An 18,562-nucleotide genomic window follows, 5' to 3' on the forward strand; every position below is an offset into this window, starting at 1 on the left:
TTTTTTCCGTTCCTAAAATTTACTAACTTACTCTTTTTTAAATAATTAATATTGTCATTTTATGTTTATTAAAGTGTAACTAGTTTGTCATACAGCTCCCGTAAGGTAGTCGCAGTTTAAAACTCAAGTGACCCAAAAGCATTAAGTTTTAGTGCTTTTTCGGTGACTTGAGTTTATGCGCTAACACAATAATTAAATATCTATCTTAACGGAGTGAACAATGAAATTATCTGGCTTATTCAAGGTTAGTCTTGTAGCTACAGCAATCTCTTTAGCAGGTTGTGGCGGTGGTGACATCAACATCAACGTGGACGAAACAGTTGAGCAACCAACTACACCTACTAACCCAACTACACCACCAACAACTGAAGAGTTACCAGGTGTATACAGCCAAAGCCTTTCGAATGAAGTATCTGCTGCATTAGGTCGTGATGTAACAGTTCAAGTTCTTTCAGGCGTAATTACAGAAGATACAACATTATCAACAGACGCATTCTGGGCACTTGATGGTGCAGTATTTGTTGGTAACGATAAAGCAGACAGTGCAACATTAACAATTGAAGCAGGTGCGGTCGTATTCGGTAACAGCGGCTCTGATTACCTAGTTGTTAGCCGTGACTCTAAAATTGAAGCTACAGGTACTAAAAACGACCCTATCATCTTTACTTCTAAGCAAGATGTAGTGGGTGATGAAACATCTGCAGGCCAATGGGGCGGTATGGTGCTTCTTGGTAATGGTATTTCTAATAAGTGTCCTGCTGAAGGCGATTGTGCTCTTCAAGTTGAAGGTGTTGAATCAGGTGCTGTATTTGGCGGTACGGATAACACAGATAATTCAGGTACATTAAAATATGTTGTTGTTAAAAACGCTGGTTATGAAATTGCACCAGACAACGAACTAAATGGTATTACGTTTGGTGCTGTTGGTTCTGGTACTACAGTTGAATACTTACAAGTTCACAATAATTCAGATGATGGTGTTGAATTCTTCGGTGGTGCAGTAAACCTTAAGCACGTTGTATTAACAAGCATCGATGACGATAGCATCGACTGGGATAATGGTTACCAAGGTAAAATGCAATTCGTTTATGTTGAACAAGATCCTGATTCAACAGATGCAAACCGTGGTATCGAAGCAGATAACGACGGTAGCACACCTTCTAAAGAACCAAAATCATTACCAATCATCTCTAACTTAACAATCATCGGTAACAACTTTGATGGTGAAGATGATGCTGAAGGTATCTACCTTCGTGAAGGTACAGGTTTACACCTTTATAACTCAGTGATCACCGGCTCTGATGAAATGGGTGAGTGTTTAGAGATTGAAGGTGCAGAAGACGGTGCTAGCGAAACAGTAAATAACGCTAACGATGGCACTATCTTAATGCAAAACACGTTTATGTCGTGTACTAATGGCGAAAACTTCAAAAATCCAGTTGATGGTAGCGGCAACACGTTACTTGAGCTTGAAACATGGTTTACAGCACAATCTGGTAACGTAATCAATGACAAGCCAATGCTTGGTGCAAACGGTCAACCAATTGCAGGTTCTCCATTACTAGGCGCGGGCCAAGATGTAGCAAATACTGTTGATGCGTTCTTCGATACAGTTGACTTTGTTGGTGCATTAAATGACTCAGATGACTGGCGTGAAGGTTGGGCATTTGGTTACGGTGGCGGTGAAGTAACTGCACCACCAGCAGTAGCAGGTTGTCCATCAGGTACAACGTCAATTTCTCCAGTTGATGGCAGCACAACAACATGTGAAGTGTCTGGTCGCATTACTGCAGATTTAACACTTACTGCGGGTAACTACTACGCATTAAGCGGTGCAGTATTTGTAGGTGATGATAATGCAGATTCAGCTACTTTAACAATCGAGCCTGGCGTAACAGTATATGGCCGTACAGGTGATGATTACTTAGTAATTAGCCGTGGTTCAAAAATTAATGCTAACGGTACTAAAGATGAGCCAATCTCGTTCACTTCAAGCCAAGATGTTATGGGCGGCACTACAGCAGCGGGCCAATGGGGTGGTTTAGTTCTTCTTGGTAATGCACCATCGAACAAGTGTCCAGCAGAAGGCGATTGTGCACTTCAAGTTGAAGGTGTGGAGTCAGGTGCCGTGTTCGGTGGTACTGATACAACGGACAACTCAGGTACGCTGCGTTATGTTCGTGTGATGAATGGTGGTTACGAAATCGCACCAGATAACGAATTAAACGGTATTACGTTCGGTGGTGTTGGTTCTGGTACTACTGTTGAGTATGTGCAAGTTCACCAAAACGCGGATGACGGTGTTGAATTCTTCGGTGGTAACGTACAAGCGAAGTACTTAGTACTAACAAGCATTCAAGATGACAGCATCGACTGGGACAATGGTTTCCAAGGTAAAATGCAGCATATTCTTGTTAAGCAAGCAGCTGATAACTCAGATGCAAACCGTGGTATTGAAGCAGACAACGATGGTACTACACCGTCTAAAACGCCTAAGTCAAACCCAACAATTGCTAACTTAACAATCATTGGTAATACCTTTGACGGTGAAGATGACTCAGAAGGTATGTACTTCCGTGAAGGTACGGGTGCACAAATCTATAACACAATCGTAACGGGCCCTGAAGGCATGGGCGAATGTCTTGAGATTGAAGGTGCAGCTTCTGGTGAAAGTGAAACAGTGAACAATGCTCAAGATGGCACCTTAATGATTAAATCATCAGTGATTGCATGTTCTGAAAACTTCAAAGACCCAAGTGGTGTAGATTTCAGCGTTGAGAACTGGTGGACAAACACATTAGGTAACTTAGTTGCTACAGGTCAAACGCAAGTTGTAAATGGTATCTTTACTATCGATACAACAACAGCGACAGACGTTAAAGCAATCGACGGTTTCTTCGATACAACAACGCACATTGGTGCAGTATCTGCTGATAACAACTGGACTGAAGGTTGGACGGTAGGTCTGGAATAACACAGTAAGCGAGGTGCTAAACAACGTGTTTAGCACCTTTAAACAACTTTCTGTAACTTATTTCAGATAGAGGTAAACATGAAACAATATTCAAAACAGTTCAGCTTAACAGCACTAAGCGCAGCTATCTTATGCGGCTTGAGTGTCTCAGCACACGCAGCTGAAGCAGACGAAGAAGCTGTTCTTGAAGAAGTTGTTGTTAGTGCAAGTCGTTTAAAAGGCACTGCAACAGCTGTTCTAGAAGAGCGTAAACAGCAAGCATTCGTTGCTGATATTATGGGTGCAGAGCAAATTTCACGAAGTGGTGATAGTGACGCTGCTGCAGCGCTACGCCGTGTAACAGGCTTAACACTTGTTGATGGTAAATTTATTTATGTACGTGGTCTAGGTGAACGATATTCAAGTACACAGTTAAATAATTCTGCTGTACCAAGCCCAGATCCAACGCGTTCTGTATTACCACTGGATTTATTTCCATCAGGTATTATCGAAAGCTTATCAGTACAAAAATCATATTCACCGTCAATGCCAGCATCTTTTGGTGGTGGTAACGTTGATATTCGCTTGAAATCAATTCCTGATCAGTTTGTATTTGATGTGACGGGTCAGCTTGGTTACAACACTAATAACTTTGATGATGGCCTTGAATACAACGGTGGTTCGGACGATTGGTACGGTGTTGATGATGGCACACGCGAAATTCCACGTCCTATCCTTGATGTATACCAAAGTGGTCAATCGCTTGATGATTTAACACCAGAGCAAAGCCGTGCTTTAGCCCTATCGTTAAATCGTGATTATGATCCAAAATCAGCAAAGGTTGACCCGAATACGAAGTTTACTGCCACATTAGGTAACAGCTTCGAATCAGATAAATGGCGCTACGGTTTCTTATCGTCGCTTAGCTACGATAATAAGCACGTTGTTGCAGATGAGTATCAAGGTCAAGGCTTCTTGATTGGTGAAAACTCAACAACCATGATCCGTGGTTATGACCAAGTACTAAGTACTGAACACACGGTTAAAACATCAGGTATGGTTACTGTTGGTGTTGAGTATGACAAAGCGCATAAAGTTGACTACACAGCTTTAATCCTACGTGATACTGAAGATAAAATTTCAGATCGTTTAGGTATTGACCAAAACAACAATACCTCAGACAACAAGCGTGTACGTTCGTATGATGTTCGTTATGAAGAGCGTGAGCTGATCGTTAATCAATTAAAAGGTATGCATACTTTTGATTGGTTGAATTACGCGGGTTTTGACTGGAAGTATTCAATTGGTCGCTCAAACCGTTACGCACCAGGTAACATGGAAACTCGTTTCATTGTTACTGATGCTAACGAAGATGGGTTTTACGATACAGTAAACGAAAGTGCACTAACCAATGCAACAACAGCTGCACGTTACACTTTCCAAGATTTGGATGATGAAGTAGAGAACTACGGTTTTAACTTTACGTTGCCTATTATGCTAGATGGCGTGGATGTTGAGCTTAAATCAGGTGCTGACTTTATCTCTAAAGAGCGTTCAGCAACTAACCGTCGTTTTGATATCAATACACGTGCATTCTCAGATGTTGACTTAAACGGAAATGAGTTAAACACTATTTTGTCTGATGATGTACTCTCGAACGCGACACTAACGCAACCAATCTTGAACGACACAACGGTTTCAGGCGATGACTATAAGTCAGCGCAGAAAGTGGATGCCTATTACTTCGAAGCAGATTTCTTCTTCAATAATACATGGCGTATTACCGGTGGTTTACGTTGGGAAGATTTCCGTCAAGTATCTGTTCCGCTTGACCCATTTACTGGTGGCCTTGCATCTTCAATTGATTATGATGAGTTAGATCAGCTCGCATTCCGTGAAGACGACGTTTATAGTGCACTTGCTTTAACTTATGTGCAAAACGACGAAACGCAATGGCGTTTAAGCTATGGTGAAACAGTTGTTCGTCCAGATTTACGTGAGATTTCTGATGCAACTTACATCGACCCACTTACTGAATACCCTGTAGGTGGTACGCCTGGTTTACGTACAACGCAAATCAAAAACTATGATTTCCGCTGGGAAAACTATTTTGATACGGGCGAGAACTTCTCTGTTGGTGTGTTCTATAAAGACATGGTTGATCCAATTGAGTCTGTTCAATCACCTGCACAAGATGGTCCACCATTGGTACGTATTGCTAATGCAGAAGATGGTTATGTTGCGGGTGTTGAATTTGAATACCTGAAAGATTTTGCTTTCTTAGGTGGATTCTGGCAAGACGTGTTCATGACAGGTAACGTGACGTTAAGTGACTCAGAAATCAACATGGACCGTCAGGCGATTGTTGAGCAAACAGGGGTTTCTGCAGCGGTTACAAATACAACACGTCGCATGACGGGCCATTCAAAATATGTTGTAAACATGCAGTTAGGCTATGACGCACCTAGTGGGCAACATGCTTCAACGCTAATCTATAACGTATTTGGTGAGCGAATTATAATTCCTGGCATTGAAGGTCAAGAAGATTGGATGGAGCAACCTTTCCACTCTCTAGACTTTAACTACACCTATTTCCCTGATTTCAACTCAAGCTTGAAGTTTAAAGTGACGAATATCTTGGGCGCAAAATCTGAAATAGAGTCAGCGGGAACTTTAACTCGCTCTAAAGAGAAAGGCACTGAGTTCTCAATTGAGTACAAATACCAGTTCTAATACTCTGACCAAGGAAGGATACAATAATAAATCCTAACGTTGATTTAGCCCTGCACTAGCAGGGCTTTTTTAATTTTTTTGTAATTTAAAAAATATACAACTGTCATGGACATATATGAGTATTTATAGCTGATTTAACAAGGAACAATGGAGTTAATTATGAAGAACATGTTATCAGTAGTAATTTTAAGTGCTTTATGCTCATTCTCAGTTAATGCAACCCAATGTGAAGGGTATGTAGATAAGCTGTATAAGCTTTCAAATGGTAAGGTAAAGGTTTCACTAGCTCAATTCTCAAATACTTATGATATTAAAGATGAAAGTGATTTGATTTTAATTACAAATGCAGCATTGGCTAATAAGATTTTAAAATTATCCGTTGTTGAGATGGATGGAAGCGTTATTACTAATTCAAATGCAAATTGCGGTGATAATGATGCTGATGATCAATTAACAGTAATAGCTACATCTTTAGATTTTTAATTGTATAAATCCTAACGTTGATTTAGCCCTGCACTAGCAGGGCTTTTTTGTTTCTGTATTGTCTAAAAACCATTGCGTGTTATGGTAGTTCAACGTGTTTAAACAGGGATTAAAAATGGACTTACGGTTAATTATAAATGGCAAAAAAGCGGCTGATGAGCAGCTTCGTGACGCCATCGGTCAATTTCGAACTCGTCAGCCACTTGCGGTGCGTGTTACCTATGAAGGCGGTGACATTGAGCGTTTTATTAATGAAGCCGTCGCAGAGGGTGTAAAACGTATTGTCGTAGCTGGTGGTGATGGCACCGTTAATGAAGCCGTTAATGCATTAATGAAACTGGAAAAGTCACAACGTTTAGAGCTTGCAATTTTACCTATGGGCACAGCAAATGACTTTGCTATAGCCGCTAATATTCCTCACGGGTACTTGCCAGCACTGAAGCTTGCCGCACAAGGTCAGTCGCATGCAATTGATACGGTAGAGGTTGATAAGCGTTATTTCGTAAATGTAGCCAGTGCTGGCTTTGGGGCAAAAATTACCGCAACCACACCGCCTGCACTGAAAAACTTACTCGGTGGTGGCGCGTATACCTTGGCTGGTCTTGTACAAGCGCTGAGTTTTGTACCTTACAGTGGCGAGTTAACGCTGCCTGATGGTGAACGTACTTCGGGCGATATTATTGCCGCTGCCGTATGTAATGGCCGCCAAGCGGGCGGTGGCCAATTACTTGCGCCACATGCGTACATAAATGATGGCTTGGTTGATTTAGTGGCGTTTACATCATTTGCAATCTCAGATGTACCAGCGGTTATTGAAGAGCTCAGTAATTACCCTAACTCTTCACAACAGTGGGTAAAACGCTTTCAAGTGCCTTGGCTTGAATGGCAAACACAAACAGAAATGCCAATAAACTTAGATGGCGAGCCAATCAGCTCAAAGCAACAGCATTTTAAAGTGCATGCTGGCGCGCTAAACATGGTACTACCAGACGCTTGTCCGATGCTAAGATGAAAAATTTTGATGTTACTCGGTTTACGCTGGTTTTGCTAAGACCGCAATGCTAGATTACTTCTGTAAAAATTAAATTCTCACGCAATGGACTTTAATTTTTAACAGTTTAGGTAATTTGAATGAATCAAACAGTGGAACAAACAATGAAAAAAGTAGGATTAGTCGGTTGGCGGGGCATGGTTGGCTCTGTGTTATTAGAACGTATGCAGCAAGAAAATGATTTTTCTAATATCGACACGACTTTTTTCACCACCTCACAAACCGGTCAATTAGGCCCTGATCTTGCGGGTCCTGCTAAACCGCTTTTAGATGCCAATGATATCGCTGAGCTTGCGAAGATGGATATTATTGTCACTTGCCAAGGCGGTGACTATACCAAAGCCGTTTACCCGCAATTACGTGAATCAGGTTGGCAAGGTTATTGGATTGATGCGGCATCGGCATTGCGTATGAGTGACGACAGTATTATTGTGCTAGACCCAGTAAACAAAGACGTTATCAGTGCAGGCTTAGAGCAAGGTGTTAAAACCTATGTGGGCGGAAACTGTACCGTATCACTTATGCTATTAGCCCTAGGCGGTTTATTTGAGCAAGACTTGATTGAATGGGTCAGCCCAATGACATATCAAGCCGCTTCTGGCGCAGGCGCACGCAACATGAAAGAGCTAATTGCGCAAATGGGTGCAATTCACGAAACAGTGGCAGACAAACTGGCAGATCCTAATGCTGCGATTCTTGAAATTGATAAGTTAGTCACCGAAAAAATTGCCTCAAGCGATTTACCACAAGATCAGTTTGGAGTACCTCTAGCCGGTAGCCTTATCCCTTGGATTGATGTACCAATGCCAAGCGGTCAAAGTAAAGAAGAGTGGAAAGCGCAAGTTGAAGCGAACAAGATTTTAGGCAGCAGTGAACAACCTATCCCTGTTGATGGCTTATGTGTTCGCATTGGTGCAATGCGTTGTCACTCACAAGCAATGACAATTAAGCTGCGCAAAGACATTAGCGTTGAGCAAATTGAAGAAATTCTTGCTTCTCACAATGAGTGGGTCAAAGTGATCCCGAATGATCGTGACATTACCGCTACAGACTTAACGCCTGTAAAAGTAACTGGCACGCTGTCTATTCCGGTAGGTCGTATTCGTAAATTAGCGATGGGCCCAGAGTATATCAGTGCGTTTACGGTTGGTGACCAACTGTTATGGGGTGCTGCTGAGCCACTGCGTCGCATGTTACGTATTATTGTCGATGGCTAGAACTGGTTTTACTTGGGTATAAAACCTTATTCTACTAACTCAGAGCTTCTGTTGAAAACTCAGCTGATTTTTACTCTGTTTCTAAATTCGCCTCGTATATAGAGGCGAATTTAGTAATTACTCGTGTATGTTATTAAAAACGATATTGAGCAGTGATACTAAAGTTTCTCGGTGCGCCATATTGATACTGGTTATAAAACCCAATTTGGCTGTAATAACGTTTATCAAATGCGTTCTCTAAATTAGCGCGCAATGTAAGTTGTTCGTTTACGTTGTATCTTGCCATTAGTCGAAAAAGCGCATAACTTTGCTGACTAACCTCAACTGAACTTCTATCAGGCTTAGTGACATTTCTATTGATTTCACTTTGCCAATTAAAACCAGCTCCCAGTTGTAGACCACTTAGTATATTATTTAATTCATAAGTACTGAAAAGCTTTACTTGGTGTTTTGGGCTAGTGGTCGTTATCTTTTCTCCATCAGGGTCTTTTGTTTCAAATTGGCTATATCCAAAATAAACATTCCAATGCTCATTAATTGAACCATTTGCTTCAAATTCGAATCCTTGCGTTTTGGTGCCATCAATACCACGGTAAATAGGCACAGTAGTACCAGGTAATGTTTCTCCTGTTGCTTCGCCAACATTATCTTGACGGATCTCAAACACTGAAAATGAGGTGTCTAGCGCTTCTTCAAATAGGCTTGCTTTAACACCTGCTTCGTAGTTTTTTCCCTTAACAGGATCTAGGTACCTGCCATCGGATTGAACTCTACTTTGTGGTGTGAAAATATCGGTGTAGTTAGCATACAAAGATACATTTTGCCCAACAGTATAGGTAGCGCCAATGTAACTGGTAAATTCATTATCAACTTCGTAATTATGAACGGTTCCGAAATTGTCTTGCTCAGTTTCCCAATTATCAATCCGTCCTCCTATAACCATTGAAAGCGCGTCAGTTACTTCAATATCAGAAGCAAGATATATTGCTTGTTGCTTTGTTTCTCCCCATGAGCCATACAAGATTTCATCACTCCATTGAGGGGTGGGATAAGTAAAGTTTTTATCTCTAAAATCACCCAAAAGCGGTGCTTCATTTAAAGAGCCATAATATGGGTTGGCAAACTCTTGTTTCTGCTGATTTACACCAATTAGAACTTGTTGAGAACGATCGAGTAACATAAAACGGCCCGATAATTTTAAGTCGTATGTATGTTGAGTGCGATTGCCATCAATAAATGAAAGTGAGCCAGGTATCATTCCTTCATTGGTTATTGGGTCTGGGTTACCCGTTGGCCATAACACATCATATTCTAAATCGTTATCGCCATAGATGTAGCTGGCTTTAACTTGCCAGTCATCACTAAAGTTATGTTCAATCGTGGCAAAGCTGTTCAACGCTTTGGTTTTAGATGATGCCCAGCGAGGAGCAGTTGATGTGTGGTGACTGTAATTAGTTCTATTACCTTGGTTGTCAAATAGCGGTAATCCACCAGACATTGAGCCTTCAGGCTTGGTATCTTGATAATCAGTTCCTAAGGTTAGTAATGTGTCACGACCTAAATCTGCTTCAATAATACCGTAAAGGGTTTGTCTTTGTTGCTCGTAACGATGCTGATAACTTTCGCGATCTTGATATGCTATGACGACTCGACCTCGAACGCTTGCGTCTTGATTCAAACCTCCCGATAAGTCAACAATACCGCGTAACTGTTGCCATGAACCAATACTTAGGCTTACGTTTGCTTGAAATTGTTCTGTCGGACGCTTACGCACTAAATTGATAGCTGCCGATGGACTGCCCGCACCTAACATCAAACCAGTTGCTCCGCGAACAACTTCTATGCGCTGATAAATTGCGCTATCCATTAAGTTGTCACCATAGTTAAAGCGTGTATCGTAGGTTGTCGCCACACCGTCATACAAAATACTACTTACGCCAATACCGCGGGCACTGATTGAGTATCGGTCGTTGTCAGAAGGGCGGGTATTAATCCCCGCTACGCTGTTCATCACTTCAATAACAGAGTTTAGTTGTTGATCTTTTATCGCTTGCTCATTCACGACTGTGGTTGATTGTGGTGTTTCAAGAAATGATAACTCTAAACCCGTTGCGGTACTCATTTGCTCAACTTTATAGCTTTGAGCATTGTTTTGTTCACCCACGACTGTGAGTACTTCCATATCGTGATGCTTTTTTTGCTCAGCCTGTAAAGATTGACTAAATATCGCTAAACAAGAAAGTGCGACAGGCGTGAGTTTAAAGTAGTTAGTCTTTGTCATTTTTTATCCGTAGTCCTATTACGTCTTTAAATAGTGAGGCCTATGCTTAGGCTATTGTTGTGTCATGTTGAAAGTCATGACGAGTGGAAAATCATGGAGTGGGCTTATGATATCCCCAGCAAAACGGAGATTTTTCTTTTTAGATAGTTGGAATCATTAATCCATAGATATTGCGGTAGTTTAAAAATTTCCATTGTGTATATCCTTTAACATTGATTTAGTAACCAAGAGACAAGAAGAGTTTTTCTTCAGTCTCCAATTAATTAAAATCCGCAACACCCTGTACCGATTAATGGGAATATACCACTTAATAAATGGTAATGTAAATTATTATCATTTATTAAGTGTGCAGTTAAAAGGCCTTTTGATTTGTTAGTTTTTTCGAATTGGTTAAAGGACATAACATTATTTGTGATTTAAGTCGTGGCTAAAGGCTAGTAGAAAACTCTTGATCAATTACAATGTTAGATTCAAGCAATCGGAGCAATTTTTAATAAATTGAGAAAAGCATGCACACACCCAACAAGTGGAAAATGACACCAGAGCGAGTATCGCAGTTTATCAAAACCTACAGCTTTGCACTGATGGTTGATAGTGAGTTTGAGGCAACCCATCTACCATTAGTGTATAAACCCGATGAGGGCGAGTTTGGTACCTTATATGGTCATGTGTCACGGGCTAATAGTCACGGCAAAAGCTTGCAAGGTACCCGCGTATTAGTGGTTTTTAATGGCCCACATAGTTATATTTCACCCACTTGGTATAGTGAGAAGCCAGCTGTATCGACCTGGAACTACGCTGCGGTGCATGCCCAAGGCATAGTAGAATACCTTGATGATGACAACACCTTAGCCTGCCTAAATGAGTTAATTAGCCAATACGAGCCAAGTATTTTAAACGACACCAGTTTGTTACCAGCTGATTATCAAGCCAAATTACTGCGTGGCATAGTGGGTATTAAAATCGAACTTGACTCAATTCAGGCAAAAGAGAAGTTAGGCCAGCATAAGTCGGCGGCGGATCAACAAGGTGTTTTAACAGGGTTAAAAGCAGATAAACACCCTGATGCCCAAGCTTTACTTTGCTATATGCTTAAACATGAAGTAGGAATAGGCAGCTAATTTGCATACAGCAAATGCTGCCAATTGGTTGGAAAGTATCTAGCAATACTTTGTTAAAAGTATGTTAACTACTAAAACTAAAGTTAGTACATTCCACGTGTCTGTCAACTAAATGTCATATTTTTAACAGGTAAGTTTTGAGTAAAAGCAAGCATAAGGGGTATAAATTTCACGTTAACTTTATGTGGTCAAGCTTGCTTTGCCCCATAAAAATAAACACTTAATTATTTGCTGAACTTCAGAGGTCTCACTATATTTTCTTAAGTGCTAAGTTGGAAGTTGGCTATGAACATTTCAAAAAAATTAAAACTCGCCTTTGCGTCAGCAATTGCGCTGCCGTTGATCATTATTGCTGTGCTTGTAATTACACAAACAAGACAACAAGCCCTCGATAGTTTCGCTGAGCTTAGTCAAAGAGAAGCGAAACAAGTTGATAACGGTATCAGTATGTTTTTTGCTGAAATAGAGAAAAACGTCAATTATCTTGCATCCCATTCCGCTATCTTAGACGCCAAGCAAGGTGTTAAAACCCATATGCAATCACCTAGTGCAGAAAAGCTTGATCATCTAAGTGGTAGTGACATCGAAAAAAACGCCTTTCGTTTATTTGATCACTTTGGTGCCACCCACCCGGGACTTGCTTATATCTATATGGGGAATGAGCAAGGTGGTTATATTCAATGGCCAGAGGGTGAAGTTACAGCGAATTATGACCCAAGAGTAAGGCCTTGGTACGAAACTGGCAAAGCAGCAAATGGTAAAACGGTAAGAACCAATGCCTATTATTGGGCAGCAGATGACATGGTAATTGTTTCTACTGTTAAAGCGATTAAGGAAGCGGGGGAGCTTATTGGTGTACAGGGCATGGATGTATCCTTGCAGGGCCTTACCGATATTATTGCGAACATTAAACTTGGTGAAACTGGCTATTTAATGTTGATTGAAGATAGTGGCAATGTACTCGTTGACGTTAAAAATGCTGATTACAGGTTTAAGCAGCTAGCACAAGTCAATAACGGAAAATACAAACAGCTCGCTGATAATAATCAGGGGCAATTTGAAATTGACATTAATGGTAAAGATTACTTAGCGAATATATACACCTCGCAAAAACTAGGCTGGAAATTTATAGGTTTAGTTGAAAAATCTGAAGTAATGAGTGGCGCAAATGCAATGACGATTACCATTCTAGTCATCAGTGCAATCTTGATTGCTGTATTCATTCTTGTAGCTAGCTATATTTCTAAATTAATTTCTGCACCTATTGTTGAAGTAAGTGATGGTCTAACTGAAATATCGCAAGGTGGTGGTGACTTAACAAAGCGGTTAGTGATTAAAACACGCGATGAAACGGCCAAACTGGCTAACAGCTTTAATTTATTTTTGAATTTGATTTCTGATTTAGTCACGCAAATTAATGAGTGTGCGCAAAATGTGAGTGATACCTCGGCGCAAACGTCATCACAAGCGGCGCAATTATCTGGCTCAACATCTCAGCAACAACAAGCCCTCGAAATGGCGGCCACAGCGATTAATGAAATGGCAGCGACAGCCAATGAAGTCTCTGCCAGTTGTGCCAATGCAGCCGAACTTGCATCGCAAACACAACAGGCCTCTGAGCTTGGACAAAGTGTTATATCTAAAACGGTTGATAGCGTTGTATCTCTATCTAAGGTGATCACCAAAGCAACTAAAGATATAAACCAACTCGATGCTGAAAGTGAAAATATCATGTCGATTTTAAGCGTGATAAGAGGCATCGCAGAGCAAACCAATTTGTTAGCTTTAAATGCAGCAATTGAAGCGGCGAGGGCGGGTGAGCATGGTCGAGGCTTTGCAGTTGTCGCAGATGAGGTGCGTGCGTTATCACAAAGAACCTCAGAATCGACAGAAGAAATAGCAAGTCAGTTAGATACGTTGCGCAAGATGTCTGATCAAGTGTCAAAAGAGATGACAACCAGCTTAGACCGCACAAACAAAACAGTGGAGTTAGCCCATTCAGCACAACAGCAATTTAGCGAAATAACAGCGTCTATCGTCAATATCAGCGATTTAAATACACAGATTGCCACTGCAGCTGAAGAGCAACAGCATGTAGCAGAAGACATTAACCGCAATGTTGTTGAAATAAAAAATGCGGCTGATGATGTAAGCGAAATTGCCCATAGTGCCAGAGGCAATGGTGACAAACTAAACCTGTTATCGAAAACTCTAAATGATTTAGTGGGTAAGTTTAAAGTGTAAAATACTCTTTGTTTCATATACTTTGCATGCTTTAATGGAATAAATAACTAAAGCGTGTAACGAATCATTTTGTTATTTGATTAGAGAACACAAGGCACAAAACTCCTATAAAATGGCAAATAATGAAAATAGATAGTGTGAACGCTGAAGATTACCCAGAGCTACTTGCTGTATGGGAAAACTCAGTTCGAGCAACCCATGATTTTATAACAGAAGACGACATCGCTTTTTTTAAGCCAATTATTATCGAGCAAGCGTTTCCGAATGTGACTTTAAAGTGCATTAAGGATGAGCATCAGGCAATTTTAGGCTTTATAGGCGTACATGAATGCAAAATAGAAATGTTGTTCATTTTAGATGCCGCAAGAGGTAAGGGCATAGGTAAAGCACTACTCAACTATGCAGTTGAGCAATTAGCTGCCAACAAAGTGGATGTTAATGAGCAAAACCTACTTGCGGTTGGATTTTATCAACATAGGGGCTTTAAAATTGCCTCACGCTCGCCTTTAGATGATATGGGCAAGCCATTTCCAATATTGCACATGGAGCTCGTGTAGGAACGGCTTCAGCCGTGAAAGTCGAAATTTATAGCGACAAAACTTTAAATATTTTTCTAATTACGCGCTAAAGCACGACTTACAAACGCGCGAAACAAGTTTCACGCCTACGATGAATCTCGTAGGAACGGCTTCAGCCATGAATTTAGATGTTCGGCGTTGAAACGCCTCCTACAAACTCTTACTAACTTTACTGTCGTCACTTATGTTTTGCTTAATTTAATGAACACGATATGCTGAAGCAGCAAATAAAACATTACATAGGAGTAGTAAATGAATCTCAATCAGGTGACGTTACCTGTAAAGGATATGAATGAAGCGGTGTCTTTTTACTTAACATTGGGAATGATTCAGATAGTGGATACTCCGCATTACGCACGCTTTCAATGCCCTGATGGTGATGCCACATTTTCGCTGTCATTAGAAACCGGTAATTATAATAATAGTGCGGTAATTTATTTTGAACATGAGCAGCTCGATGAGCTCTATGCAAGCCTTGTTGAAAAAGGCATTCGCTTTGAACAGCCGCCTACTGCACAGCGTTATTTATGGACGGAAGCAATTCTAAAAGACCCATCAGGGAATAAAATTAAATTGTATTGGGCCGGAGAAAACCGCTTAAACCCGCCATGGAAAGTAGAAAAAGAGGGTAAAAAAAGGCGCTAAGGTCTAGCGCCTAATAGCTAAAAACAATTATTTAAAAACCTTACTGCTTTTCTTTCAGTAGTTGTTTTAGTTCAGCCATTTCAGCTTGCAGCTGAGCTATTTGCCCTTTGGTTGCGGGCATGTCGGCATCAGATGTTTGCTCTTCACGGGCGTTACGATGCTCTTCAGACATAACTTCTAAAATCGCACCAACCATCATGTTTAAAAATACAAAGGCTGTTAAAAAGATGAAGGTTAGATAAAAAATCCAGCTGAGCTCATACACAGCCATCGTTTCATACATAACATCGGTCCAATCCTCAAACGTGGCAATCCTGAATAGGGTGAGCATCGAAATAGACACATCGCCCCACAGTACTGGGTTGATGTCAGCAAACAGCATGCTACCCATGGCGGCATAAATATAGAAGATCACGAACATGAGCAGGGCGATATAGCCCATTTGCGGAATCGCTTTTAGAAGCGAGTTAACCAGCAGTCTAAGCTCTGGGATCATAGATACAAGTCGCAATACGCGGAAAATACGCAGTAATCGAGCGATAAAAATTGTTGAGCCTGCTGCAGGGTAAAGGCTACCCACCACGATTATAAAATCGAAAATGTTCCAACCTTTGCTGAAAAAGTCTTTAAAGCCTCGGCTTGCGATAAAGCGGATCACCAGTTCAACTAAAAAGAATACCGTGATACCTAAGTCCATCCAATGTAAGGCAAGCTCAACTGTTGGATGTAACGAATAGGTGTGTGCCCCCACAGTTAGTGCTGAAATAACAATGACAGCAATAACAAATGATTGAAAAATTTTACTTTTATCGATACGCTGAAACAGCTGTTGTAACTGCGACAACATCATATAGAACCCTTTGGTTGTAATATTTAAACCCACGCAATATACAGGAAATTGCAGCACCAATGTATAACTACATGAAGGAAATTTAATGTTTTTTAACGCTTTAAAATTAGCCGTGATTGCAACGCTTGCTGTGGTTTTATCAGCGTGTAGCTCTGATGCCCGTTATCATGAAATTCAATCAGCACGTTTAAGTGAATGCAATTATTTGGCAGATAAAGAATACCATGAGTGTGTTAAACGCCAGCAAGACAGTTACGAAGAATTTAAAAAACAACAAGCAGAACATGACTAAAACAGAAAAGCGTCTAGATAAGGTTATTCGAGTTGCTTTAACGCAAGCGTGCGAACTAGCAAAAGAGCACGTACACGAATTTTCATGGTTAACGCATACTGCTGATCTAAAAAAGCTACCGCAATCACTAAAAGTCAGTTGTTATTGTAAAGAGCTGCCGATAACCGCTGAGCAAACCCAGTTAATTAGCAGTCTAATTATCAAAGAATTGAGTGCAAAAGATTTAGCTATCAATGTAAAAGCAATTTCATTTTTAAAGGAATAATAATGTACTTAAATTTAGACCCTAAACAGATGGTTAGATTAAACCTAGCTCTTGCTGTGTTATTTATTTGTGTAGGTGTGTACAGCTTGCAATCAGACTCATTACCTATTTCAAGTTTTACCGGTTTTATATTTGCAATTGCTTTTATGGTGCAAGCCTATCGCTCAACAGAAAAATTTGCAGCCAAAACAGCCCTTAGTAAAACACTCATGACAACAGACACGAGCTTAACGGTTAAGCAGGTTTATTATGGCGAGCAAGAAAAGACTCTTGAATTAAGCCGTATAACGCAACTGAAAGTTGCTGATAACTATTTAGCCGTCATATTAGATAACAACGGCCAAGGTTATGACTTTCAAATAAAAGGTAAAGCTGAAGCCATCACTAAACGTTTAAATGAGATTTTGCCAAAGGCGCTGCTTAAAAACAGCCCAATCGAACAGGTTTAATTTGGTAAGCCAGCTGCAAATGGCTATAATCGGCAAAAATTATTGAAAGAGATATAGCAATGGCAGTGCCTACGCGTTCACAAATTTCAATTGGCTGCGAAGTCAACATTGTATTAAAACAAGATCAACGAACAGGTCAGTTAACTCAAGGTGTGGTATCACGTATTTTAACTAAATCACCGAATCACCCGCATGGTATTAAAGTACAGCTTGATGATGGTCAAGTAGGGCGCGTGAAAGAGATTTTATCATGAGTGTTTTAAGCGAAAGTGAATTTTGGCAACTCGTGACTGCCGAAGATAAAACTGCCGAGCCTGAGTCTGTTTGTAATGCATTAAAAGCAAAGCTTACTGATTTATCTGACCAACAGCTGATGGAGTTCGATAAGCAGTTTAACCTACGTATGCGTAAAGCTTATACCTGGGATTTATTTGGCGCTGCATATGTGATGGCCGGATGTAACGACGATTATGGTTTTTCTGAGTTTTTATGTTGGCTTATTTCACGTGGTGAACAGGCTTTTTTGAAAGCGCTTGAAAACCCAGACTCAATTGCTGAGTGTACGCCTGTTTATCATTTAAACGAGCAGCCTTACCCGTATTTAGATGAGTACGATTTAATTGCCGGTATGCTTTACGAAGAGCGTAATGATGACGAATTACCCTTTGTACCATCTGGCCTTGAGCAACCAAAAGGTAAACGCTTTAAAGATAAGGCCAAGTTTTTAAAGCAAACCTATCCAAATTTATACGCCAAATATTGGCAACAACCGAACTAATTAAAAGCACCTAAGGGTGCTTTTTTATGCGCTAATACTTACTTTTCTATAGCTTTCAGAAATTTTTAGTACCTATATTTAATCATTTTGTGGTATCTTATTCACGCTATATTCAGCTAATTTAACAATATAAATCAGCAAGCTAAGTTTAATTAGTTTGCTTAACACATATCAAAGGAAATGACAGTGTCAGAAAACGTATATCAAGCACCAGAAGCAAACCTTGCTACAGCGTCAACAGAAACAACTACCTTAAGCATGAAAGAAATCTTATTTTCTTTTAAAGGACGTATTCCTCGTAAGACTTATTGGTATTCTTTCTTAGGTATTATTGTAGCTTCATTTGTTTTTATGTTCGTAGTTGCATTATTAACAGGTGGTAATGAAACAGCAATCTCTGTAATCACACTCATCTTTTATATCCCGCTTATGTGGGTTTCGCTTGCGGTTCAAGTTAAACGCTGGCACGACCGTAATAAATCAGGTTGGTGGGTACTGATTGGCTTAGTTCCACTGATTGGTGGTATTTGGGCGTTAATCGAAAATGGCTTTTTAGCAGGTGATGAAGCTGAGAACCGTTTCGGTAAACCTACTAGCTTATAAGCTTTACCGTGTGCTCTGA

Annotated in this window: 17 protein-coding genes; 15 read left to right on the forward strand and 2 right to left on the reverse strand. The window is 40.4% G+C overall.

Annotated elements, in window-relative coordinates:
• Positions 1-220: 220 nt before the first annotated feature.
• The 5 genes from NO991_RS02835 to asd all read left to right on the forward strand — a co-directional run bounded on the left by NO991_RS02835 (position 221) and on the right by asd (position 8,437).
• The gene (locus tag NO991_RS02835; protein WP_138600834.1) at positions 221-2,974 is read left to right on the forward strand and encodes a hypothetical protein; all 2,754 of its coding nucleotides are present in this window, start codon (positions 221-223) and stop codon (positions 2,972-2,974) included.
• Positions 2,975-3,052: 78 nt separating this feature from the next.
• Entirely contained in the window at positions 3,053-5,686 is a 2,634-nt protein-coding gene (locus NO991_RS02840) for a TonB-dependent receptor domain-containing protein (protein WP_300360447.1), read from the forward strand.
• 159 nt (positions 5,687-5,845) lie between these two features.
• Positions 5,846-6,169 carry a hypothetical protein gene (locus NO991_RS02845; protein WP_130167573.1) on the forward strand — a complete coding sequence of 108 codons (324 nt, stop codon included), beginning with the start codon at positions 5,846-5,848 and terminating at the stop codon, positions 6,167-6,169.
• Positions 6,170-6,284: 115 nt separating this feature from the next.
• On the forward strand, positions 6,285-7,181 hold the full coding sequence (gene yegS / locus NO991_RS02850) for a lipid kinase YegS (protein ID WP_194441057.1): 897 nt from the start codon (positions 6,285-6,287) through the stop codon (positions 7,179-7,181).
• A 119-nt stretch (positions 7,182-7,300) separates the two neighbouring features.
• Positions 7,301-8,437: an aspartate-semialdehyde dehydrogenase gene (asd, locus tag NO991_RS02855; RefSeq protein ID WP_054552076.1), complete on the forward strand. Its 1,137-nt coding sequence runs from the start codon at positions 7,301-7,303 to the stop codon at positions 8,435-8,437.
• Between the two features lie 133 nt (positions 8,438-8,570).
• Here the strand turns inward: asd and NO991_RS02860 are convergent, their stop codons facing one another.
• A complete protein-coding gene (locus NO991_RS02860) occupies positions 8,571-10,718 on the reverse strand; it encodes a TonB-dependent siderophore receptor (RefSeq protein ID WP_300360449.1) in 2,148 nt (715 codons plus the stop codon).
• A gap of 509 nt (positions 10,719-11,227) precedes the next feature.
• Here NO991_RS02860 and NO991_RS02865 point away from each other — a divergent pair.
• The 4 genes from NO991_RS02865 (at position 11,228) to NO991_RS02880 (ending at position 15,306) form a co-directional block, all read left to right on the forward strand.
• Positions 11,228-11,839 carry an FMN-binding negative transcriptional regulator gene (locus NO991_RS02865; protein WP_166340882.1) on the forward strand — a complete coding sequence of 204 codons (612 nt, stop codon included), beginning with the start codon at positions 11,228-11,230 and terminating at the stop codon, positions 11,837-11,839.
• Positions 11,840-12,124: 285 nt separating this feature from the next.
• The gene (locus tag NO991_RS02870; protein WP_300362728.1) at positions 12,125-14,083 is read left to right on the forward strand and encodes a methyl-accepting chemotaxis protein; all 1,959 of its coding nucleotides are present in this window, start codon (positions 12,125-12,127) and stop codon (positions 14,081-14,083) included.
• Between the two features lie 122 nt (positions 14,084-14,205).
• Positions 14,206-14,640: a GNAT family N-acetyltransferase gene (locus tag NO991_RS02875; RefSeq protein ID WP_138599975.1), complete on the forward strand. Its 435-nt coding sequence runs from the start codon at positions 14,206-14,208 to the stop codon at positions 14,638-14,640.
• Between the two features lie 273 nt (positions 14,641-14,913).
• Complete coding sequence (locus NO991_RS02880; protein WP_300362731.1) at positions 14,914-15,306, forward strand: VOC family protein; 393 nt, start codon at positions 14,914-14,916, stop codon at positions 15,304-15,306.
• 40 nt (positions 15,307-15,346) lie between these two features.
• Here NO991_RS02880 and NO991_RS02885 read toward each other — a convergent pair whose 3' ends face one another.
• Positions 15,347-16,153 (reverse strand): ion transporter, encoded by an 807-nt coding sequence (locus NO991_RS02885; protein ID WP_171041553.1) that lies wholly within the window; start codon positions 16,151-16,153, stop codon positions 15,347-15,349.
• Between the two features lie 88 nt (positions 16,154-16,241).
• Between NO991_RS02885 and NO991_RS02890 the strand changes: the two genes are divergently transcribed.
• The 6 genes from NO991_RS02890 (at position 16,242) to NO991_RS02915 (ending at position 18,543) form a co-directional block, all read left to right on the forward strand.
• The gene (locus NO991_RS02890) at positions 16,242-16,448 is read left to right on the forward strand and encodes a hypothetical protein (protein ID WP_138599973.1); all 207 of its coding nucleotides are present in this window, start codon (positions 16,242-16,244) and stop codon (positions 16,446-16,448) included.
• Positions 16,441-16,713 carry a hypothetical protein gene (locus NO991_RS02895; RefSeq protein WP_194441060.1) on the forward strand — a complete coding sequence of 91 codons (273 nt, stop codon included), beginning with the start codon at positions 16,441-16,443 and terminating at the stop codon, positions 16,711-16,713. The genes NO991_RS02890 and NO991_RS02895 overlap by 8 nt, the downstream gene beginning before the upstream one ends.
• 2 nt (positions 16,714-16,715) lie before the next feature.
• On the forward strand, positions 16,716-17,162 hold the full coding sequence (locus NO991_RS02900) for a hypothetical protein (protein WP_300362734.1): 447 nt from the start codon (positions 16,716-16,718) through the stop codon (positions 17,160-17,162).
• 59 nt (positions 17,163-17,221) lie between these two features.
• The gene (locus NO991_RS02905) at positions 17,222-17,416 is read left to right on the forward strand and encodes a YwbE family protein (RefSeq protein WP_036971837.1); all 195 of its coding nucleotides are present in this window, start codon (positions 17,222-17,224) and stop codon (positions 17,414-17,416) included.
• A complete protein-coding gene (locus NO991_RS02910; RefSeq protein WP_054552086.1) occupies positions 17,413-17,940 on the forward strand; it encodes a DUF4240 domain-containing protein in 528 nt (175 codons plus the stop codon). Before NO991_RS02905 ends, NO991_RS02910 begins: the two co-directional genes overlap by 4 nt.
• Before the next feature lie 186 nt (positions 17,941-18,126).
• Positions 18,127-18,543: a DUF805 domain-containing protein gene (locus tag NO991_RS02915; RefSeq protein WP_138599969.1), complete on the forward strand. Its 417-nt coding sequence runs from the start codon at positions 18,127-18,129 to the stop codon at positions 18,541-18,543.
• Positions 18,544-18,562: the final 19 nt, after the last annotated feature.

Origin of the sequence: Pseudoalteromonas sp. DY56-GL22 (genome assembly GCF_041414715.1) — a bacterium.
In the GTDB taxonomy this organism is placed as follows: domain Bacteria; phylum Pseudomonadota; class Gammaproteobacteria; order Enterobacterales; family Alteromonadaceae; genus Pseudoalteromonas; species Pseudoalteromonas simplex.

Coding starts and splice junctions, on each gene's coding strand:
- NO991_RS02885 (WP_171041553.1), bottom strand. CDS start 16,153: ATGTTGTCGCAGTTACAACAGCTGTTTCAGCGTATCGATAAAAGTAAA.
- NO991_RS02845 (WP_130167573.1), top strand. CDS start 5,846: ATGAAGAACATGTTATCAGTAGTAATTTTAAGTGCTTTATGCTCATTC.
- NO991_RS02875 (WP_138599975.1), top strand. CDS start 14,206: ATGAAAATAGATAGTGTGAACGCTGAAGATTACCCAGAGCTACTTGCT.
- NO991_RS02890 (WP_138599973.1), top strand. CDS start 16,242: ATGTTTTTTAACGCTTTAAAATTAGCCGTGATTGCAACGCTTGCTGTG.
- NO991_RS02870 (WP_300362728.1), top strand. CDS start 12,125: ATGAACATTTCAAAAAAATTAAAACTCGCCTTTGCGTCAGCAATTGCG.
- NO991_RS02910 (WP_054552086.1), top strand. CDS start 17,413: ATGAGTGTTTTAAGCGAAAGTGAATTTTGGCAACTCGTGACTGCCGAA.
- NO991_RS02895 (WP_194441060.1), top strand. CDS start 16,441: ATGACTAAAACAGAAAAGCGTCTAGATAAGGTTATTCGAGTTGCTTTA.
- NO991_RS02860 (WP_300360449.1), bottom strand. CDS start 10,718: ATGACAAAGACTAACTACTTTAAACTCACGCCTGTCGCACTTTCTTGT.
- NO991_RS02905 (WP_036971837.1), top strand. CDS start 17,222: ATGGCAGTGCCTACGCGTTCACAAATTTCAATTGGCTGCGAAGTCAAC.
- NO991_RS02900 (WP_300362734.1), top strand. CDS start 16,716: ATGTACTTAAATTTAGACCCTAAACAGATGGTTAGATTAAACCTAGCT.
- NO991_RS02840 (WP_300360447.1), top strand. CDS start 3,053: ATGAAACAATATTCAAAACAGTTCAGCTTAACAGCACTAAGCGCAGCT.
- asd (WP_054552076.1), top strand. CDS start 7,301: ATGAATCAAACAGTGGAACAAACAATGAAAAAAGTAGGATTAGTCGGT.
- yegS (WP_194441057.1), top strand. CDS start 6,285: ATGGACTTACGGTTAATTATAAATGGCAAAAAAGCGGCTGATGAGCAG.
- NO991_RS02835 (WP_138600834.1), top strand. CDS start 221: ATGAAATTATCTGGCTTATTCAAGGTTAGTCTTGTAGCTACAGCAATC.
- NO991_RS02865 (WP_166340882.1), top strand. CDS start 11,228: ATGCACACACCCAACAAGTGGAAAATGACACCAGAGCGAGTATCGCAG.
- NO991_RS02880 (WP_300362731.1), top strand. CDS start 14,914: ATGAATCTCAATCAGGTGACGTTACCTGTAAAGGATATGAATGAAGCG.